The organism is Haematospirillum jordaniae, from assembly GCF_001611975.1.
In the GTDB taxonomy this organism is placed as follows: Bacteria; Pseudomonadota; Alphaproteobacteria; order Rhodospirillales; family Rhodospirillaceae; genus Haematospirillum; species Haematospirillum jordaniae.
Map to the genome: position 1 here is coordinate 240,001 of NZ_CP014525.1, position 19,464 is coordinate 259,464.

Consider the following 19,464-nt stretch of genomic DNA (forward strand, 5'->3'; position numbering starts at 1 on the left):
GGGGGCTTTTCCAAACCAATGGCAGGGGGACGCGGCGCGGTTAACGGGGTCAACAAACCAATGTTGGCGTTACGGCGGGCACCCCACTCCGTTTCAGTCACCAATCCAAGCTCAAGAAGGCGGGTCATCAATGCAAATCTCTGTGCAATCGCTTCCAGTTCTGCCCCTGTTTCTCCTGCCAACGGAGGCGAAGGTGCAGATTGCTTGGATGGCTGGGCTTGGGCTTTGCTGTCAGGGGAAGGGGCAGACGGACGACCTATCCCGCCATTCTCTAGAAGACGCAAGTTTTCGCGGGCAACCTCGACGATGGGACGTGGCTGCAAGGATCCCCACAAGGACCCGGCTACATACCCCCTAGGATTACGCTGTAGAAGCTCGCGGTAATAGGTTATAGCCTGCTGGGGTCTGTTGGTTGTCTGGTAAAGGGTTGCCGCAGCAAGCAACAAGAGCGGATCCCGCTCCACCCCTGCCATTGTGGTCTTGTCAGCAGACAATGCGGCACGGATAGCCCATTCCGCCTCACCATAATCACCACGGGCCATGGCCGCCAGTGCCGCATTAACCTGAGATTTGGCACCAGGGGCCAGAAACCGGTTTACGCCGTCCGGGCCGTCAAGAAACGGACCACACCCCGCCAATTGCAGAGCAAGCAGCATAACAAGAGCCGGTACACGTAATGCCAAGAACCGTTCCACGGGCACGCCCCCCTGCAGGCGGAGACCCGGCCACAGGAAAACTTCCTGCAAACCCGGGCTTTCACAAAGCGCATTGTGTCAGCCTAGCATGCAAGGGTAAAGGGAGGGTGAACGTATAGCCCTATTCCTTGTCCTGCGTTTCCTTCGCAAGATCTCCGGGCGGCGGGGTTTCCCTCAGGTGACCGTCCAGATACCGATTATGGCGTTCCGTCGCTGCCCGCACGGAATCGCGCACTGCCCTTGCCTGCCCGTGCAAAGTACGGTTAGCTTTGGATTCTTTATCTTTGTCAGCCCTCTGCTTCTGCTTGCGGGCTTTTCTGAGGTTGATGAGTTCAGACACAAAACCTCCTCCTTATCCCCTGCCCGGCATGGCCATAGATCTTACAGAACGCATTGACAACAAGGTTTCTGTAAGGCCATGCGGTATCGTGCCGGTGACGGCAAACAATAGCACACATTACGAACGATTGCCGTGACAAGCACCATACCCCCCGATCACTATGGCTGGAGCACAGGAGTATAGTGTCTGCACATGTCCCGTCCCGCCATCGTCAAGAAAAAGCCGGAAATCACGTAGAATCCCGGCTTTCTTCGTCATTCAGGCTCAGGATGCAGCATCACCAAGCATCATCAACAGGGTATTACCGCCCGCCGCTGTAATATCCACAGTCAGAGTTCGCTCACAGCAGAACCGCAGGACAAGTCCTGGCCCGGCCTCGTCATCAACAACAGGAACAACGGCTCCGTCACGGGCTGCCACAACACGGGCAACCTGATCCAGAAGACCTCTGCCCCCCGACACACCAACAGCCCCCACATCATGCAGATCAGCCAAGGCCGCAAGCGAGTCCGAAGGCGTTGCCACCACAAGCTCCAGCCCAGCCGCTTGCGGCACAATGCACCGCAAAGCCGCAGCCAATGAGGAATGCACAACCATGGTAACAGGATTCCCGGCACCATACGCTGCCGCAACCATGGCAAGCCCCTGCTCCAAGGATGCATCCTGGTCCATGAAGAGAACGACGGGACCACGACCGGCCAGATGCAGCTCATTGGTCTCTCCGGTCGGGCCAGGCATGCGAGCCGGTCCCGACAGAAGGGCACGCACCTGCAAGGTAACCTGATGCAAAATCGCAGCATAAGCCGCTAATGGTGTCGGAACACGTTCGGCCCCACAATCACGCTCCAGCAGAGCCAGAATCTGCGCACCCTGATGCTGCAGCGTGGAAACCATGCTTTCCAGAACAGCCACACGCTTATCGAGAGACGTAAACTCCGGCTTGGAGGCAGATCCTTCTCGCATAGCCACAGCCATGGCACGCACAATCGCTGATGCCGGAGCCTGGACTTCCGACATCGGTGCCGGCACGGAAGCCGGGGTAGCATGTGTCACGACCGTTGCAGGATCCCCGACGGCCGGAGCTGAAGCCGGAAACGGATACGACCGGGCAAAGCGCGGCAGATAATATGGGCCACCCGCCTTGGGACCGGTACCTGACAAGCCCTCTCCGCCAAAAGGCTGGACACCAACGACAGCTCCGGTCATGGAGCGGTTGACATACAGGTTCCCGACCCTTGAATTCTGGAATACATGCTGCGCCCGGGACTCAATCCGGGTGTGTACACCCATGGTCAACCCGTACCCAGTATCCCGGATATCCGCAAGAACGCGATCCAGATCCGCAGCTTTGTAGCGAATCACATGGAGGATCGGGCCAAAAACTTCCCGCGATAGTTCACGTATGCTCTCAATCTCGAACAGCCGTGGCGCAAAAAACACGCCATGATCTGTACCGGCAGCCAGCGGACAAAGAGTTGCTGTGCGCCCTGCGGCTTCAAGCGCACGGGCATGCCGTTCAAGAACAGAGCGGGCCTCCTCGTCAATAACAGGACCAACATCGGTATCGATCCGCCCCGGATGACCAACCCGGACAGCACTCATGGCGCCACGCAGCATGGCGAGAACGGTATCGGCGATATCGTCTTGGACATACAGGACCCGCAAAGCCGAACACCTCTGGCCAGCCGACCCAAACGCAGAGAGCAGAACGTCACGGACAACCTGTTCCGGCAAGGCCGAACTATCCACGATCATGGCATTCATGCCACCTGTTTCCGCAATCAAGGGCACCGGGCCAACACCACGGGCAGCAAGAGAACGGGCAATCAGTCGTGCCACATCGGATGAACCTGTAAAGGCGACACCAGCAATATCGGGATCAGAGACCAAGGCCGCACCAACTGTTTCACCGCGACCGGGCAACAGAGAGAGGCTATCGACCGGAATACCCGCTTCATGCAACAAACGCACAGCCTGAAAAGCTACAAGCGGCGTCTGCTCTGCTGGCTTGGCAACAACCGTATTACCGGCAACCAAGGCCGCTGAGACCTGACCGACAAAAATAGCCAAGGGAAAATTCCAAGGGCTGATGCATAGAAACACACCACGCCCGGTCAGCGCATGATCATCTGCCAAACGTAACGCTTCCGCTGCGTAATAGCGCAGGAAGTCAACGGCCTCACGAACCTCGGACACAGCATCGGGCAATGTCTTGCCTGCCTCACGGATGCACAGTGTCATCAGCAGGGCCATATTCTGTTCCATCAGGTCAGCCGCACGCCGCAAAATGGCGGCACGTTCGACAACCGGTCGCTGGCTCCAGGCTGCAAACGAAGCCTTGGCCTTCCCCAATGCGTCGCGAATATCCTGATCCCCGGCATCACTGACGGTGCCGACAACATGATGGCGATCAGCCGGCGAATAGACCGGGCATGGCGTTCCGTTCCGGACCTCGCCACCCACAAGAGGGCCTGCCGCAAGCGTCTTCGCAGCATGTGTTTTCATGGCCTCGGCAAGATCTGATAGCACCCGGCTGTCTGACAGATCCATCCCCGATGCATTGACCCGTCCGGAACCGTACAAATCACGCGGCAGGGGAATCCCGGGATGCCGGCGCACCGCCACAGAACGCAGGGCATCAACAGGGTTGGCAATAATGGCAGAAACCGGGATACGCTCGTCGACCAGCCGGTTGACAAACGATGTGTTTGCACCATTTTCCAGCAACCGCCGGACCAGATACGACAACAACTCGGCATGACTGCCGACAGGCGCATAAATCCGACACGGAATACCCAGCTTGTCAGCTGGAACAATCTCCTCGTACAGCTCTTCGCCCATACCATGCAGACGCTGGAACTCAAAAGGACGACCGGCCGCCATTTCAAGAACAGCTGCCATGGTCTGTGCATTATGGGTGGCAAACTGCGGAAAGAAGAGATCGCCATACCCGAACAGGGCACGGGCACAGGAAAGATAAGAGACATCGGTCGTCACCTTGCGGGTATAAACCGGATAATCCGCAAGACCCGTCTCTTGGGCGCGCTTGATTTCCGTATCCCAGTACGCTCCCTTGACCAAGCGAATGTTCATGCGCCGCCCCACGGCACGCACCATGTCAGCCAGAATCTCCAGGGTCACACGCGTCCTTTTCTGATAGGCCTGCACCGCAAGCCCGAACCCTGTCCACCCATCCAGGGATGGATCGCTGTAAACGCGCTGGATAATTTCCAGGGACAACTCCAGACGATCTGCTTCCTCGGCATCAATGCAGAAACCAATATCGTATTGACGCGCCAGCCGGGCTAGGGTCAGGGTACGACCGGCCAGAATCTCCAGCATATCAGCTCGTTTTGCCGCCTCGTAACGCGGGTGCAAAGCCGAAAGTTTGACAGAAATACCGGGGCCGGCCAGAACACCACGCCCGTTGGACGCTTGGCCTATGGCATGTATCGCCTTCTCATAGGCCACAAAATATGCCCGGGCATCACTTTCCGTCCGCGCAGACTCCCCAAGCATGTCAAAAGAATAACGATAGCCCCGTCGTTCCTGTGCGGCACCACGCTTTCTGGCTTCCTCTATGGTGCGCCCCAGCACGAACTGGCGCCCCATCATCTTCATGGCCTGACGCAGAGCCTGACGAATAACCGGCTGCCCCAGACGCGCGACCAAGGAACGCACAATGCGCATTCCATCCGCACCTAGTAAATCAGACGGCTGCAAGATACGACCGGTCACCATCAGACCAAGAGTCGCCGCATTGACAAACAACGATCGACTGTTGCCGAAATGCCGGTCCCAGTCTGTTCCGCACAACCGATCCTGAACCAAGGCATCGACCGTCAACGGATCGGGAATACGTAGCATGGCCTCTGCCAAGCACATCAGGGTCAAACCCTCACGGGTTGACAGGTCATACTCGTGCATAAAGGCGTCAACACCACCCTTGGCAACCCTATGGCTACGGACAGCAGACACCAGACGCGTAGCCATGGCATCAACCCGATCCTGCTCCTCACGGGGGCAGGATGCTGCCTCTATAAGCTCAACGACCAGTTCATCCTCGTCCCGGCGATACTGAACGGCCAAACGATCACACCAAGCGGGAAAATCCGGGGACTCAGGTGGAAAGACCAGCGGAAACTGTGCCGGCATGCAATCACTCTCCCATATATAATTCTGATTATGCGAACGGGCCACCGCGCTTCAGGCACTATAAACGGTCAGAAACTGTCCGCTCCGGCTTTGATATCTGCTTTTCTTTGATGACAGGAAAGGAAATATTCTACTGTTCAATATAGAAAGCTGCCGTTTCATATACACCATAAGCCCAGATACACACTCTTCCCGACCGTTGTATCATCTTACGACGCAATGGGTACAGACTTGGTAACACCACAACGCACATCCGGAACACAACATGATACATCCCATGGCCTTTCGCTTCTTTCTCGGCCTTGACGGCGGTGGATCCCTCTGCCGAGCCCGTCTGACAGATCAGAACGGCACCATTATCGGAGAAGCGGAATCCGGGTCATGCAACATCCGGCTGGGTACAGAAACTGCGTGGGCATCAATCAATACCGCCATTGATCTCTGCTTGAGAAAAGCCGGGCTGGATCAAACCAGAGACCGTCAAAACATTCGCGCCGTGTTTGGACTGGCCGGATTTGCACAGACAGACGATCCCGCATTCCTGCCTCACACCCATGGGCTGGGATCACTGACCGTAACGTCTGACGCACATATTGCTTGTACGGGCGCTTTTGGAGAAACGGATGGCGCCATCCTGATTCTGGGAACCGGATCAGCTGGATATGGCCATGTCAATGGACGGGAAGTATCTGTCGGTGGTTGGGGTTTTGAGGTGTCCGATCATGGCTCGGGCAGCTGGATAGGACGCAAGGCCGTAGAGTACGCCCTGCTGGCGCTGGACGGATTATGGGAAAAGACACTCCTGACCGGGATGATCATGAAGCCCTTCAACCATGATCTGAAAGCCGTTGTATCCTGGACGTCAACAGCCCGACCGAAAGATTACGCCAGTTTTGCTCCGACGGTGTTTGATGCAGAAAAGCGACACGACACGACGGCACGCATGATTATCGATGCCGCAGCCCGCGATGCCTCGGCTATGATACACCGACTTGTCGAACTGGGCGCTCCGTCCGTTTGTCTGAGCGGTGGGCTTGCCACCCAGCTGGAACCTTTCCTGACTCCTCAAGCCAAGAGCTTTCTGCGCATCCCCTTGGCAGATCCTCTGGCAGGAGCCATTCTTCTGGCCCGCAGGGTTAAGGAAGAATAACGTACCCCACGCAGCCCGCGGCGCGGAGTGATATTGAAATCAGTCAAAATGCCCACGCCCACTGGTCCATAAACCAGGAAAGGGCGTGGGCTCTGCCGGAAACACCATACTAACTATGGCGTATATACCTGATCAGCGATGCACAGGCTTGTAACGGATACGATGCGGCTGATCGGCATCCGCACCAAGACGACGCTTCTTGTCCGCTTCGTAATCAGCAAAATTTCCCTCGAACCATTCGACGTGGCTGTCACCCTCAAAGGCTAGGATATGCGTTGCAATACGATCTAGGAACCAGCGATCGTGCGAGATCACGACGGCGCAGCCGGGGAAGTCCAGCAAAGCATCTTCCAGGGCGCGGAGCGTATCAATATCCAGATCGTTGGTGGGTTCGTCCAGCAACAAGACGTTGGCACCGGACTTCAGCATCTTGGCCAAGTGAACACGGTTACGTTCCCCGCCCGACAGTTGCCCCAGCTTCTTTTGTTGGTCACCGCCACGGAAGTTGAATGACCCGACATAAGCGCGAGACTGGATCTTGCGCTTGCCAAGATCAATTTCATCGTGACCGCCGGAAATTTCTTCCCACACCGTTTTGCTGTCATCCAGCGCATCACGGCTCTGGTCGACATAACCCAGCTTGACGGTCTCACCAACACGGATACTGCCACCATCCGGCTGTTCCTGACCCGTCAACATGCGGAACAAGGTTGTCTTGCCGGCGCCGTTTGGACCAATCACACCAACAATCCCACCCGGAGGAAGCCGGAAAGACAGGTTATCAATCAACAACCGGTCACCGAAGGATTTGGTCAGTCCATCCGCCTCGATCACAACGCCGCCCAGACGCTCCGGTGTGGGAATAACAATCTGGGCTGTTCCGGGCTGGCGGTCCGCCGATTTGGCTACCAAGTCATCAAAAGCGGTAATACGGGCTTTCTGCTTGGCCTGACGCCCCTTGGGGTTGGAGCGTATCCACTCCAGCTCTTGGGAAATGGTGCGCTGACGGACATCCTCCTCACGCTGTTCCTGCTCCAGACGCTTTTGCTTCTGCTCCAGCCAAGAGGAATAGTTACCCTCATAGGGAATACCCTTGCCGCGATCCAGCTCTAGGATCCAGCCGGTCACATTGTCAAGGAAGTAGCGATCGTGGGTAACGGCAACAACCGTCCCCTCGTACTCCTCCAAGAAACGCTCCAGCCACCAGACAGACTCTGCATCAAGATGGTTGGTCGGCTCATCGAGCAACAGCATGTCCGGCCGGGACAACAACAGGCGCGCCAAGGCAACACGTCGCTTCTCACCACCGGACAAGGTCCCGACAGGAGCATCCCCCTCCGGACAACGCAGGGCATCCATCGCAATATCAACCTTGCGCTCGACATCCCAGCCATCACAGGCATCAATCTTTTCCTGCAATTCAGCCTGCTCCGCCAAAAGAGCGTTCATGGCATCATCGTCTTCGACCTCGGCAAACTTTGCTGAAACATCATCAAAGCGCTGACGCCACGTGTAGACTTCCCCCAGCCCTTCCATAACATTCTCAAGAACGGTCTTGGTATTATCGAGCTGGGGTTCCTGCGGCAAATACCCGACACGCACACCATCTGCCGCGCGCGCCTCACCGCTGAATTCCTGATCGATACCGGCCATGATGCGCATCAGGGTCGACTTACCGGCACCGTTGTATCCCAGAACACCAATCTTGGCCCCGGGCAGGAAGGATAGATAGACCCCCTCCACCACTTTGCGCCCGCCTGGATAAACCTTGGTCAGGTCACGCATGGTATAGATGTATTGATAGGCGGCCATGTATCCTCCGTTTACGAACTGGCTCGGGAACTCTGTCGTGGGTTTTACCCCACACAGACAGGAAGGAAAAGACCAGATACCGCTATCTGGCCATTCCGGAGCAGATCAACGCCCAAATTGTCATTCCATTGCGGAGCTTCTGCATAATAAACGCTCATAAAAGTACAAAACACGCCCCTAGATGCATTTTTGGACTGGAGAAAAAGATCACAGAAGGGCAGTGTGCTGCAGATTATTTATTGGACACACATACTACAGGTGTAACATGACCCTCCAGGAAGCTGCCCTGATGTACGCCGCCCGTGCGGCGGCCTTCTGGGTTCTGTCGTCCCTTGGAATAACCCTTTTCCTCTGTTTTGCCGATACGCCAACCGCAGCCCTGTCGGTGGGTGCTATCATTGCCGCCAGTGGTGCAGCAGCCCTGCTGATGCGGGGCCGGAAAGTAGCTGAGACAGGCCCCCTCGAAGGCCCTGTATGGGCCGCAACAGCACCACAGGCCCGCCCACCGATAACCCAGGCCCGCCATGAAGTTCCCCATGCCCTGCTGGCTGCTCATCGCTCCTGCGCACGGTTCTGTGCCGGCCTTGGCGTTGTACTGTGTTTTGGCAGTCTGATGCTGCAATCCATGTAAGCCGTTCAGGATCACGCGCCATACAAAGGCTGGTTGCCGTACCGGCACTGTCCCTTCATAGTGCCCCGCATCAAGCACTGCGTGTATATCCTTCCGGGGAAACCGCAGACACACGGGGAACGGGGAGGGAAACATGACTGAATCTGTGGTTATTCTGGGGGGAACGCGAACCGCGATTGGCACCTTTGGCGGTTCGCTCAAGGAATGGACGCCATGTGATCTCGGGGCACTGGTGATTAGGGAAGCCCTGACACGAACGGCCATTGCACCCACAGATGTCGGGCATGTGGTCATGGGGCATATTATCCCGACTGAACCACGGGATATGTACGTCTCCCGCGTGGCTGCCTGCAAGGGCGGGATTCCGGACTATGTCCCGGCCATGACCGTCAATCGCCTGTGTGGGTCGGGCCTGCAGGCGATCTTGTCCGCAGCGCACTTTATTATACTGGGTGACTGCCAAATCGCCGTTGCCGGTGGCACAGAGGTGATGAGCCGGGGCAGCTACATACTGCCGGCCGCGCGTTGGGGTGCCCGCATGGGCGACAGTACCATGGTCGATATGATGACAGGTGCCCTGACAGACCCATTTGGCAATGGCCACATGGGGGTAACAGCAGAAAATGTCGCGGCAGCACACTCGATCAGCCGTGATGAACAGGATTGTTTTGCCGCAGAAAGTCACCGTCGGGCAGCACACGCCATCACATCCGGTTTCTTTAAAAGTCAAATTGCTCCCGTAACCATAAAAACGCGGGGCAAGGAAACAGTATTTGATACAGATGAGCATGTTCGCCCCGACACGACTCTGGCCAGCCTTGCAAAGCTAAAGACCCTTTTTCGCGAGGGCGGCTCTGTCACCGCTGGAAATGCATCAGGCATCAACGATGGCGCGGCTGCCCTTGTCCTGATGGCAGAGCGCGAGGCATCGGCCCGCAAGCTCACCCCCATGGCCCGGATTGTCAGCTATGGTCACGCGGGGGTCGATCCGTCCCTCATGGGAATAGGACCGGTTCCCGCCAGCATGATCGCCCTGAAAAAGGCCGGTCTTGCGGTGTCCGATCTGGACCTGGTTGAATCCAACGAGGCCTTTGCCGCACAAGCCTGTGCTGTGAACCAGAAGCTTGGCCTAGACCCAGAGAAAGTGAACCCCGACGGCGGGGCTATTTCCTTGGGTCATCCTGTTGGCGCAACCGGTGCCATACTGGTTATAAAAGCCATATACGCCCTGCACCGTACCGGTGGGCGTTATGCCCTGGTGACAATGTGTATCGGCGGCGGGCAAGGCATTGCACTCACCTTGGAACGTATGGGTGATTGATATAAAAAAAACACCGCGTCTGGATAGAAAACAGACGCGGTGTTTTTTTGGTAGGCCCGGAGGGACTTGAACCCCCAACCAGACCGTTATGAGCGGTCGGCTCTGACCAATTGAGCTACAGGCCCCCGAAATGTTGCCAGACAGCCCTGTAATGGACTACCTGCGCAGGGGAGGTTCGTATATAGCATTTCCCGGCAAAGGAAAAGCCAGAACCTTTAATTTTTGCATGTCTGCGGAAAATCCGGGGAAATGGTCCCCTCTTTTTGTGGACAGTTTCACGGGTTTGTCCACACTGTATCAGAGTGCACTTGATCAGGCAGCGCGACGATACCCGATGACCGATCCCTATGCATCGCTCCCGGCCGTTGTTGACCTGCCCCGGCGACATGGGATTCTCAATGTGGCCTGGGGCGGTTTTCTGGCTGTCCTGTCGGCATTGGTTGGCTGGCTGATATGGCTGGCTCATGAAGGCGTGGATCAAGCAAAAACAAGCACAGATCTGTATGCACGCAATCATATTGATACAGAAATCACAGAACTCCGTCGGGGTCAGGAACGTCTGATACGTGACTACAGCCTGTGGAGTGACGCATGGGAGAAACTCTTCCTGCTCCCCGATCCGGAATGGATCCGGGATAATTTCGGGCAAGAGTTGAACAGCACATGGGGGGTAAGCCGGGTCTTCATCGTTTATGGCAGCGGCCCCATCTCGGAAATCAAGCAGGGAATCCCTGAGCTTATGTTTACCGAAGATGACCCGCTGCTGCATTCGGTATGGGAAACCGCATCCGCTGTCCGTGAAGCATCGGCCTTAAGTGGCACACACCGCCAAGCCAGCCAGTTCTTTAGCTCAACAGGAACCGCTTGGATTCTGGCAGCAGGCATCCTCTCCAACCCGGAACCCCTGCCCCGGGATGCCCGGCTTGAAGCTATGCCTGTCTTGGTGATGGCTCGTGCCTTGGACTCCCGATGGATCGACGGCATTGTCCGTAAAATCGGACTCAGCAGCCTCTCCATTATTCCCGCATCCATGGGGCATGAAACCCTGGATGATAAAGACACAAGCATGGTTCCACTGTATGGGACACCGGGTCAGTCTGTTGCATGGTTACGCTTTACAACGAATCAATCGCCCCTGTTTTATCTGGCGCGCCGAATCAGCCTGATCAGCTTCGGTCTTCTCTTGGCTATTGCCTTGGGACTTATACTGCATCTGCGAACAACGGTATTGACGCGATCAGCCCTACGCCTAAACACACGCCTGATAGAAGAGCTGGGGTCCAGACAGTATCAAGAACACACGCCTCTTGATAAAGAGGCAGCATATGAGGAAGAGGACACCCTCACCGAAGATTCAAGGAATGGCCACACCACAACCACGGACGTGCCAGAAAGTAGCCATGGCATAGCCAATGGCTATGTCCTTATCGGGTATTCCGGAAACATTCGCGGTGCAGATTCCGGGGCCTGCTCCCTATTCGGGTATAAAAATGGGGAATTAGACGGAGTACCGGTATCAACGCTCCTGCTTACAGACAATGGTACATTCTCAGTCTCCATGGAATCTGGCGCAACAGAACAGGGACCACGCACACGAAGAGCCAAGGCATTGCACAAAAGCGGCACCGTCCTGCCCGTTGACCTGACAATCTCCCATCCAGATGATGATCACGACAGTCTTCATATTCTGATCAGCCCTCGCTCTGCTGATAAGGATCTGGCCGAGAAATTCCTTTTCATGATCAATCTCCTCCCCGCAGGTATTCTTGTTCACCGTAATCTCAAGCCATTGTTTGCCAACCAAGCCTTCATGGATATGGTTGGACTGGACAGCATGGAAGACCTGCCTACACCCGGGATCCAGGCCGATACTCTGATGCCAATGGGTCAGAACCACCAAGATGATGACGATGGCAAAACACTGACCACGTCTTTCGAAACACTTTATCGTCAAAATGATGGCTCAACACTGCGCGTGCGCACAACCAGCTTCCCCGTGCTGTGGGATGGAGACACGGCAATATGCACACTTATGATAGATATCACAGGTGAGCATGCCCTGCGCAGTCTACAGGAAAAGACTCTCTTCCGGCTTCAGCAAATCATAGACACGACCGAGGAGGGCTATATTCGCCTCGATACAGATGACTTAATCGTGGAAACAAACAACAAGACACGGTCCATCTTGGGGTATCAGCCCGATGACATGCAAGGGCGCCCGATTACGCTCTTCATGACCCAAGAATCGCGCAACAGCCTGAATGGCGATGTCTTGCTGGAGAAAGCAGAAACACACCGCCGCCATACGCTGGAGTTCGTCAGCCATGATGGAGATGTTATTCCCCTCGATGTCTCAGCATCAATTCTGACTGAAAATGATGGCACCCGATCTGGATCATTCGTATTCTTCCGGGATATCAGACAGACCCTTGCCTACGAGCAGGCGCTGATTGACGCCCGGGAAACAGCAGACCGGGCAAACCGGGCGAAATCTGACTTTCTATCCCGCATGAGTCACGAGCTACGAACACCGCTGAATGCTATTATTGGCTTTTCGCAGCTTATGGAAAGCAGCAAGTCCGAAACCCTGAGCGACAGGCAGAGAAGCTGGTTGTCGCATATTCACCAATCCGGCAAATTATTGCTGACTCTGATTGATGAAATCCTCGACCTAGCCCGCATTGAAAGTGGCCAACTGACATTGGATATCGGTCGAGTTGAGCCATCCAGGGTCATCAAGGAATGCATGGGACTCACTGACACTATAGCGCGTGAATTTGGCGTTCAGGTTATCGCAGCTCCCGAAACGGAAAAAGCTCCTGTCGTGCTGGCCGATGCACTCAGAATGCGACAAATCCTGCTGAATCTCGTCAGCAATGCCATCAAGTACAACAAGGCTGGAGGCAGTGTTACGATTGGCTACTCCGAAGAATCTCCAGATGGTTATGTCCGGATCACGGTAACAGACACCGGCACCGGTCTTCCCGAAGAGCGCAGGGCAGATATATTCCAACCCTTCAATCGCTTGGGACAAGAGAGTGGTCCGATACAGGGAACGGGGATAGGGCTTTCAATTACGGGCCTGCTGGTCAAAAAAATGGGCGGCACCATCGATTTCACCAGTACGGTCGGTACAGGCAGCACATTCTGGTTTGATCTCCCGGCAGCCGAAGCAACAAAGAAAGAAATCACCAAGGAAGTCTGAGCGGATGATTAGCCCATAGCACATAAAAAAGGCCGCCTCACGAGCGGCCTTTTTATTAACACCAGAACAGATCAACCATCCAGGAAGCTACGCAGCTTGCGTGAGCGGGACGGATGCTTGAGCTTGCGCAGGGCCTTGGCTTCGATCTGCCTGATACGCTCACGGGTAACACTGAACTGCTGACCAACTTCCTCCAGCGTATGATCGGTATTCATACCAATCCCGAAACGCATACGGAGCACTCTTTCCTCACGCGCAGTCAGGGTTGAGAGGATACGCGTGCAGGTCTCACGCAGATTGGAGTTGATTGCAGCATCCAAGGGCTGAACCGCGTTCTTGTCCTCGATAAAGTCACCCAGATGGCTGTCTTCCTCATCACCAATAGGAGTTTCCAGAGAAATCGGCTCCTTGGCGATCTTCAGGACCTTGCGGACCTTTTCCAGCGGCATCTGCAGCTTTTCCGCCAGTTCTTCCGGTGTTGGTTCGCGACCGATCTCATGCAACATCTGGCGACTTGTACGGACCAGCTTGTTGATGGTTTCAATCATGTGAACCGGTATACGGATCGTCCGCGCCTGGTCAGCAATAGAACGGGTAATAGCCTGACGAATCCACCATGTTGCATAGGTGGAGAACTTGTACCCACGGCGGTACTCGAACTTGTCCACAGCCTTCATAAGGCCAATGTTGCCTTCCTGGATCAAATCCAAGAACTGAAGGCCACGGTTTGTGTATTTCTTGGCAATGGAAATAACCAGGCGAAGGTTGGCCTCGATCATTTCCTTTTTGGCCTTGCTGGCTTCCCGCTCACCCTTCTGGACTGTCTGGACAATACGGCGGAACTCAAAAATAGGCTGGCGCGCCTCGGCAGAGATAACCGCAATCGCTTCCCTGATTCTAACAATCTCGGCAGAATGCTTACCGATAAAGTCTTTCCAGCCTTTTCCACTTCGGCTCGCGATGATTTCCAGCCACTGGGGATCCATTTCGGCCCCATAGTAAGCATCAAGGAAGTCCTCGCGCTTGATCTTGCAGTCTAGGGCAACGCGCAGAAGCTTGCCTTCCAGCATCATCAGGCGTTTGTTGAGGTCATTCAGGTGGCCAACAAGATATTCAATACGGGCGTTGTTGAGATGAACGCCCTCCATCATCTTGACCAGCTCGGACCTCTGCTTCTCGAACTTTTTCTCCAGGGCTGCCGGCACATCTTCCCCGGCCGTGATATGGCCCAGACGCTGGTCCTGAACCTTTCTCATCTTCTGATAGGCTTGGGCAATTGTTTCAAATGACTGAAGAATAACGGGCAGCAACTCAGCTTCCATAGCGGAAAGGCTGATGCTGGCTTCTTCTATGTCTCCGTCAACATCACCTTCGGCAGAAGCATCAATGCCATCAGGCTCCGCCTCGTCTGTCTCATCATCAGAGCCAGGCTCTTCCTTGGCCTTGCGATGGTCCTTGACCGGAACAGCAAGCTCCTCACCTCTGTCTCCGACCACAGGAGAGTCTTCTTCCTCCTCTCCCATCTCGTCACCAACACCGGGCTCTGTGCCATACGTCGTTTCCAGATCAATGATGTCACGCAACATCATCTTTCCTTCCACCAAGGCATCATGCCAGTCCAGCAAGGCTGCGATGGTCAGGGGGCTTTCGCAGATCCCGCCGATCATCATCTCACGCCCGGCCTCAATACGCTTGGCAATGGCGATTTCACCCTCGCGGGACAAAAGCTCAACAGATCCCATCTCGCGCAGGTACATCCGCACGGGATCGTCAGTACGCCCCAGTTCGTCTTCGGATACATTACCGGCGGAATCGTCGGTTTCGTTGCCGCTGACTTCCTCTTCCTCGTTCTCAACAATGTTGATGCCGATATCCGACAGCATCGACATGGTATCTTCGATTTGTTCCGAGGAAAAATCATCCGAAGGCAATGCCGCATTCAGCTCATCATAGGTGATGAACCCACGCTCCTTGCCCTTTGCCACCAGTTTCCTGACAGCTGTATTAAGAGAATCGAGCAAAGGCCCGTCCTGAACCTCATCCGTGGTTTCAGGGGTTTCTGTTTCAGCGGCAGCTTTTGTTGCCATGCCCGTTCTCTCTCCTCAAAATACGTACGGACATGCACCCAAGGCACACATCCCGGTCCTTCTGACCATCCTGTTCCATAACATCCCGCATCATCCGGATGATGCTCAATCCTCTACAGAGGCTCTTTCATGTTTTTTCAAGGCAATAAAAACATCAAGAGCCTCCAGGGTTGGATTGTCACCAAGCCGCTCAACCGCACGACCAATATCCACCTTCAAATCCCTGCCCCGGGATAACCCGAACGTGTGCTCCCACCCGTCCAAGGCGGCCTGACTGTCAGCGACCGGACGGCTGAATGCCGCATGGAGAAAAACATTCGACGCAAGGAGGGACTCCAGAACATCACCAAATCCCTCATCGTGTAGTTGGCGTCTCAGACCATGGAAGTCAAGACCTGACTGACGGGAAAGCAGCAGTAAAACCGCACCTCGAAGCGTATCAAGGGACTGTTCCGGGAAATCCAGAAGCCCCAGACGCTCTCCCACACTGTCAAAAAGGTCAGGATGGGTAATGAGCGTAACCATCAAAATACGCCGCCGCAAGGCCTCCGCAGCATCCGGTGCCGGCGGGGCCAGAATCATACCACCCCCGGCGGATGGCAACGGAGCCGCCCAGCGCGGCTGCGATTCGCCCCCCCTGGAAGAGAAAGCACCCGCCGGACGCACCTTGCCCGCCACACGACGACCTGCTTGGCGAAACAGGTTCCATTGGCGGTCACGGAAGGCCTGGCGGTAATGCTGTTGGACACTGCGATCCCCAATATGACGTACCAGCTCTTCCAGATGGGCTTCCAGACCAGCCCTTCGTTCCGGTGTATCCAGCGACCGCCCTTCCAACGCCTTGTCCCATAAAACATCCAGCAGGGAACGAGATACCGCAAGCCTTGCACAAACTGATCTGGCTCCCTCGTCCCGCAACAGGTCGTCAGGATCCCGCCCCATCGGAAGCATGACAAAACGCAGGGACTTCCCCGGCTTCAGAAGGGGCAAGGCACGGTCGGCAGCACGGGCCGCAGCCCGTTGCCCGGCGCTGTCACCATCCATACACAGGACAGGCTCGTCGGACAGTCGCCACAACGACTCAATCTGGGCCTCCGTCAGCGCTGTCCCCAACGGAGCAACAGAATGAGGGATGCCTGCCCGGTGCAGGGCAATAACATCCATATAGCCCTCGGCAACAATGATCTCCCCACCTCGGGCCGCAGCCTCACGGGCACGGGACAGGTTGTAGAGAACCTGCCCCTTGTGGAAAACTGGCGTTTCGGGGCTATTCATATATTTGGGCTGCCCGTCACCCAAGGTTCGACCGCCAAAGGCAATAACCCGCCCCCGCCGGTCTGTGATCGGAAACATGACCCGTTCCCGGAAATAACCAACCACGGCACCGGAATCCAAGCGGCGAAGCAAACCGGCCTCGATCATCTGGTCTTCGGTTATTCCGTTCCCGAGCAAGGCGGTTTGCAACTCCACCCCACTAGGGGCCCAGCCCAGACGAAATGTTTGGATGACCTCGTCATCAAGACCCCGCCGACGAAGGTAATCAAGCCCCCCACGACCAGATGGCATGAAAAGGGATCGCTGGAAAAAGTGGCAGGCGGCCTCGTTGATGTCCAGAATGCCCGCGTGCTGACGTGCAGCTTCCATTTCCCGCGGATCGGGACGCGGCACCTCAAGACCAGCCTGCGCCGCCAACTTTTCTACAGCCTCAGGGAAAGTCAGGTGTGCCGTTTCCATTTCAAAGGAAATGATGTCGCCGTGCGCCCCACACCCAAAACAGTGATAAAAGCCCTTGTCGTCATTGACGGTAAAGGAAGGAGTCCTCTCCCTGTGGAAAGGGCAAAGACCAATATGCTCGCGCCCACGACGGACCAAACGAACCCGATGCCCAACCACAACCGAAGCCGGCAGCCGGGCACGAAGCTCATCAAGGAACTGCGGGGGCAAAGCCATGGGTCACGCACACCCGTCATAATAATGGAAAGAACACACGGTCAGGACAAGGCAGCCTTGACAGCCTGGCTGGCCTTGCCAAAGTCCATACGACCGGCAAACTTCTCACGCAGGGCCGTCATAACCCGCCCCATATCCTTGATGCCACTGGCTCCCAGCTCCTGAACAGTCACGGCAATAGCTTCACGCGTTGCTGCTTCATCCATCTGCACGGGTAGGAAACGTTCAATAATGGCTATTTCCTCCTGCTCCTGCTCCGCAAGCTCCAGCCGCCCACCTTGCTCATACAGGTTGATGCTCTCACGTCGCTGCTTGATCATGGACTGCAGCATCTGCAAGATTTCCTCTTCAGGAATCCCTTCACCCAGACCACGGGTCCGGGCCGCGATGTCACGGTCTTTTAAAGCCGCAAGAATCAGTCGCAAGGTAGCTGATGCACGATTGTCACGTGCCTTTAACGCTTCCTTCAACGCCTCGTTCAGCCGAGTGCGCAACATGGATGACCTCAAATACAGTTTGTCATGAATATCTCGAATCCGCACAGACTAGACGAGTGTGAACGCCTTGGCAAATGCTGTCCGCAACAAGGAGCCACCATGGCCTTGGGCATACCGGCAACACAGAGTCAGAAGCCTTGCTCCGCACTGTATTGAATTGACAAGAGACAAAACCAGATGTATTTACTTTTCCGTTTGCCTGCAACTGGCAGAGCGTTCCTGCACTCGGTATCCATTGGCGCTTGCTCCGACCTTCTTTCCTGAAGGTGACGGCAGTCTTTTTGTGCGCATGATCATGCAGAAACGGTCAGCCATACGCTGGCATACCTTGTATGTTCCAAAGGAGACGATCACTCCTGCGGCGCTATGAACCAGGGGATCCTATGACAGACCAAACAGAATGCACATCCGGTTTATGCCCTGACGGGGCAACCGGCGTACTGGTCCTTGCCGACGGCACGATATGGTGGGGGCATGGTCTCGGACGTGAAGGAAACACAACAGGAGAAGTTGTTTTCTGTACCGGAATGACCGGTTACCAAGAAACCCTGACAGACCCCTCCTTTGCCGGGCAGATTATAACTTTTACATTTCCGCATATCGGCAATACAGGCACCAACCCGGACGATCACGAAGCGGAACACCCGTTTGCCCGTGGCTGTATACTGCGCGCACCCGTTGGCATCGACTCCAGCTGGCGTACAACGACCAATCTGCCTGAATGGATGCGCCGAAACAGCGTAGTGTGCGTCACCGGCATCGACACGCGCGCCCTAACCATACGACTGCGCGACCACGGCACGATGGCCGGCGTTGTTGCCCATGCTCCGAACGGTATCTTCAACCTTGATCATCTCCTGCACCAAGCACGGATGCATCCCTCGCCAGACGGGCTGGACTTGGCTACACGCGTATCATGCCAGCAACCATGGGAATGGCCGGATACACAATCCAGAGATCGACCATGGCATGTTATCGCCATCGACTTCGGCATCAAGCACAATATCCTACGGTGCCTAGCTACCGAAGGATGCCGTATCACTATCGTACCGTCCCACACGACGGCTAGGGAGATTCTGGACCTTGCCCCTGATGGCGTGTTCCTGTCGAATGGACCGGGCGACCCTGCGGCCACCGGCCACTCTGTGATCCCCGAAGTGAAAAAGATCCTGTCCACCGGGCTTCCCGTCTTTGGCATTTGCCTCGGCCATCAGATCCTTGCCTTGGCCTTGGGGGCAAAGACTTCGCGCATGATGCGAGGACACCGGGGATCGAACCAGCCGGTCAAGTGTCTGGCGACGGGGCGCATCACGATCACCAGCCAGAACCACGGCTTTGCCATCGACCCCGACAGCCTTCCCAATAATGTTGTTGTCACACACACATCTCTCTTCGATGGCTCGATCGAGGGAATTGCGCTACAGGGCCGTCCTGTTTTTTCCGTGCAATATCATCCGGAATCCAGCCCAGGCCCCAAGGATTCTCGTTCCTTGTTCCGTGATTTTGTCGGCCTGATGCAACAACATCGGCATTCCAGCGCGCCTCGACGATACGCAACCGCCTTTCCCTGAGCGGCTGCACAGCCACCCAATCCTACCCAGTCCAGATTGATTGTCCCGTG

12 protein-coding genes and 1 tRNA gene (1 of these 13 only partly in view) are annotated in these 19,464 nt (G+C 55.8%); 5 read left to right on the plus strand and 8 right to left on the minus strand.

Features of this window, described 5'->3' with window-relative positions:
- The 3 genes from AY555_RS01220 to putA form a co-directional block, all read right to left on the minus strand.
- On the minus strand, window positions 1-695 hold the start of the coding sequence (locus AY555_RS01220) for an SPOR domain-containing protein (protein ID WP_066132345.1). 727 nt of this gene lie to the left of the window's left edge; only the first 695 of its 1,422 coding nucleotides appear in the window; the start codon lies at window positions 693-695; its stop codon lies off the left edge, out of view.
- Between the two features lie 121 nt (window positions 696-816).
- On the minus strand, window positions 817-1,035 hold the full coding sequence (locus AY555_RS01225; RefSeq protein ID WP_066132347.1) for a DUF4169 family protein: 219 nt from the start codon (window positions 1,033-1,035) through the stop codon (window positions 817-819).
- Window positions 1,036-1,299: 264 nt separating this feature from the next.
- Window positions 1,300-5,190: a bifunctional proline dehydrogenase/L-glutamate gamma-semialdehyde dehydrogenase PutA gene (putA, locus tag AY555_RS01230; RefSeq protein WP_082811786.1), complete on the minus strand. Its 3,891-nt coding sequence runs from the start codon at window positions 5,188-5,190 to the stop codon at window positions 1,300-1,302.
- A 265-nt stretch (window positions 5,191-5,455) separates the two neighbouring features.
- Here putA and AY555_RS01235 point away from each other — a divergent pair, with 265 nt between their 5' ends.
- The gene (locus tag AY555_RS01235; protein ID WP_066132350.1) at window positions 5,456-6,340 is read left to right on the plus strand and encodes a BadF/BadG/BcrA/BcrD ATPase family protein; all 885 of its coding nucleotides are present in this window, start codon (window positions 5,456-5,458) and stop codon (window positions 6,338-6,340) included.
- 132 nt (window positions 6,341-6,472) lie between these two features.
- Here the strand turns inward: AY555_RS01235 and ettA are convergent, their stop codons facing one another.
- The gene (ettA, locus tag AY555_RS01240) at window positions 6,473-8,152 is read right to left on the minus strand and encodes an energy-dependent translational throttle protein EttA (RefSeq protein ID WP_066132353.1); all 1,680 of its coding nucleotides are present in this window, start codon (window positions 8,150-8,152) and stop codon (window positions 6,473-6,475) included.
- Window positions 8,153-8,417: 265 nt separating this feature from the next.
- On the opposite strand from ettA, the gene AY555_RS01245 reads away from it, so the two are divergent.
- Both AY555_RS01245 and AY555_RS01250 read left to right on the plus strand, forming a co-directional pair.
- Window positions 8,418-8,783: a hypothetical protein gene (locus AY555_RS01245; RefSeq protein ID WP_156483251.1), complete on the plus strand. Its 366-nt coding sequence runs from the start codon at window positions 8,418-8,420 to the stop codon at window positions 8,781-8,783.
- A gap of 133 nt (window positions 8,784-8,916) precedes the next feature.
- Window positions 8,917-10,104: an acetyl-CoA C-acyltransferase family protein gene (locus tag AY555_RS01250; RefSeq protein ID WP_066132358.1), complete on the plus strand. Its 1,188-nt coding sequence runs from the start codon at window positions 8,917-8,919 to the stop codon at window positions 10,102-10,104.
- Between the two features lie 48 nt (window positions 10,105-10,152).
- Here AY555_RS01250 and AY555_RS01255 read toward each other — a convergent pair.
- A tRNA-Ile gene (locus AY555_RS01255) sits at window positions 10,153-10,229 on the minus strand.
- A 209-nt stretch (window positions 10,230-10,438) separates the two neighbouring features.
- Here AY555_RS01255 and AY555_RS01260 point away from each other — a divergent pair.
- Window positions 10,439-13,309, plus strand: coding sequence for a sensor histidine kinase (locus AY555_RS01260; RefSeq protein WP_167798457.1), 2,871 nt, complete (start codon window positions 10,439-10,441; stop codon window positions 13,307-13,309).
- Window positions 13,310-13,380: 71 nt separating this feature from the next.
- Here AY555_RS01260 and rpoD read toward each other — a convergent pair whose 3' ends face one another.
- The 3 genes from rpoD to AY555_RS01275 form a co-directional block, all read right to left on the minus strand.
- Window positions 13,381-15,396 (minus strand): RNA polymerase sigma factor RpoD, encoded by a 2,016-nt coding sequence (gene rpoD, locus AY555_RS01265; RefSeq protein WP_066132364.1) that lies wholly within the window; start codon window positions 15,394-15,396, stop codon window positions 13,381-13,383.
- A gap of 105 nt (window positions 15,397-15,501) precedes the next feature.
- The gene (gene dnaG, locus AY555_RS01270) at window positions 15,502-17,346 is read right to left on the minus strand and encodes a DNA primase (protein WP_066132367.1); all 1,845 of its coding nucleotides are present in this window, start codon (window positions 17,344-17,346) and stop codon (window positions 15,502-15,504) included.
- Between the two features lie 41 nt (window positions 17,347-17,387).
- Window positions 17,388-17,843: a GatB/YqeY domain-containing protein gene (locus AY555_RS01275; RefSeq protein ID WP_066132370.1), complete on the minus strand. Its 456-nt coding sequence runs from the start codon at window positions 17,841-17,843 to the stop codon at window positions 17,388-17,390.
- A 383-nt stretch (window positions 17,844-18,226) separates the two neighbouring features.
- On the opposite strand from AY555_RS01275, the gene carA reads away from it, so the two are divergent.
- Complete coding sequence (carA, locus tag AY555_RS01285; protein WP_066132377.1) at window positions 18,227-19,414, plus strand: glutamine-hydrolyzing carbamoyl-phosphate synthase small subunit; 1,188 nt, start codon at window positions 18,227-18,229, stop codon at window positions 19,412-19,414.
- Window positions 19,415-19,464 lie beyond the last annotated feature (50 nt).

Coding starts and splice junctions, on each gene's coding strand:
- putA (WP_082811786.1), bottom strand. CDS start 5,190: ATGCCGGCACAGTTTCCGCTGGTCTTTCCACCTGAGTCCCCGGATTTT.
- AY555_RS01235 (WP_066132350.1), top strand. CDS start 5,456: ATGATACATCCCATGGCCTTTCGCTTCTTTCTCGGCCTTGACGGCGGT.
- ettA (WP_066132353.1), bottom strand. CDS start 8,152: ATGGCCGCCTATCAATACATCTATACCATGCGTGACCTGACCAAGGTT.
- AY555_RS01245 (WP_156483251.1), top strand. CDS start 8,418: ATGACCCTCCAGGAAGCTGCCCTGATGTACGCCGCCCGTGCGGCGGCC.
- AY555_RS01250 (WP_066132358.1), top strand. CDS start 8,917: ATGACTGAATCTGTGGTTATTCTGGGGGGAACGCGAACCGCGATTGGC.
- AY555_RS01260 (WP_167798457.1), top strand. CDS start 10,439: ATGACCGATCCCTATGCATCGCTCCCGGCCGTTGTTGACCTGCCCCGG.
- rpoD (WP_066132364.1), bottom strand. CDS start 15,396: ATGGCAACAAAAGCTGCCGCTGAAACAGAAACCCCTGAAACCACGGAT.
- dnaG (WP_066132367.1), bottom strand. CDS start 17,346: ATGGCTTTGCCCCCGCAGTTCCTTGATGAGCTTCGTGCCCGGCTGCCG.
- AY555_RS01275 (WP_066132370.1), bottom strand. CDS start 17,843: ATGTTGCGCACTCGGCTGAACGAGGCGTTGAAGGAAGCGTTAAAGGCA.
- carA (WP_066132377.1), top strand. CDS start 18,227: ATGACAGACCAAACAGAATGCACATCCGGTTTATGCCCTGACGGGGCA.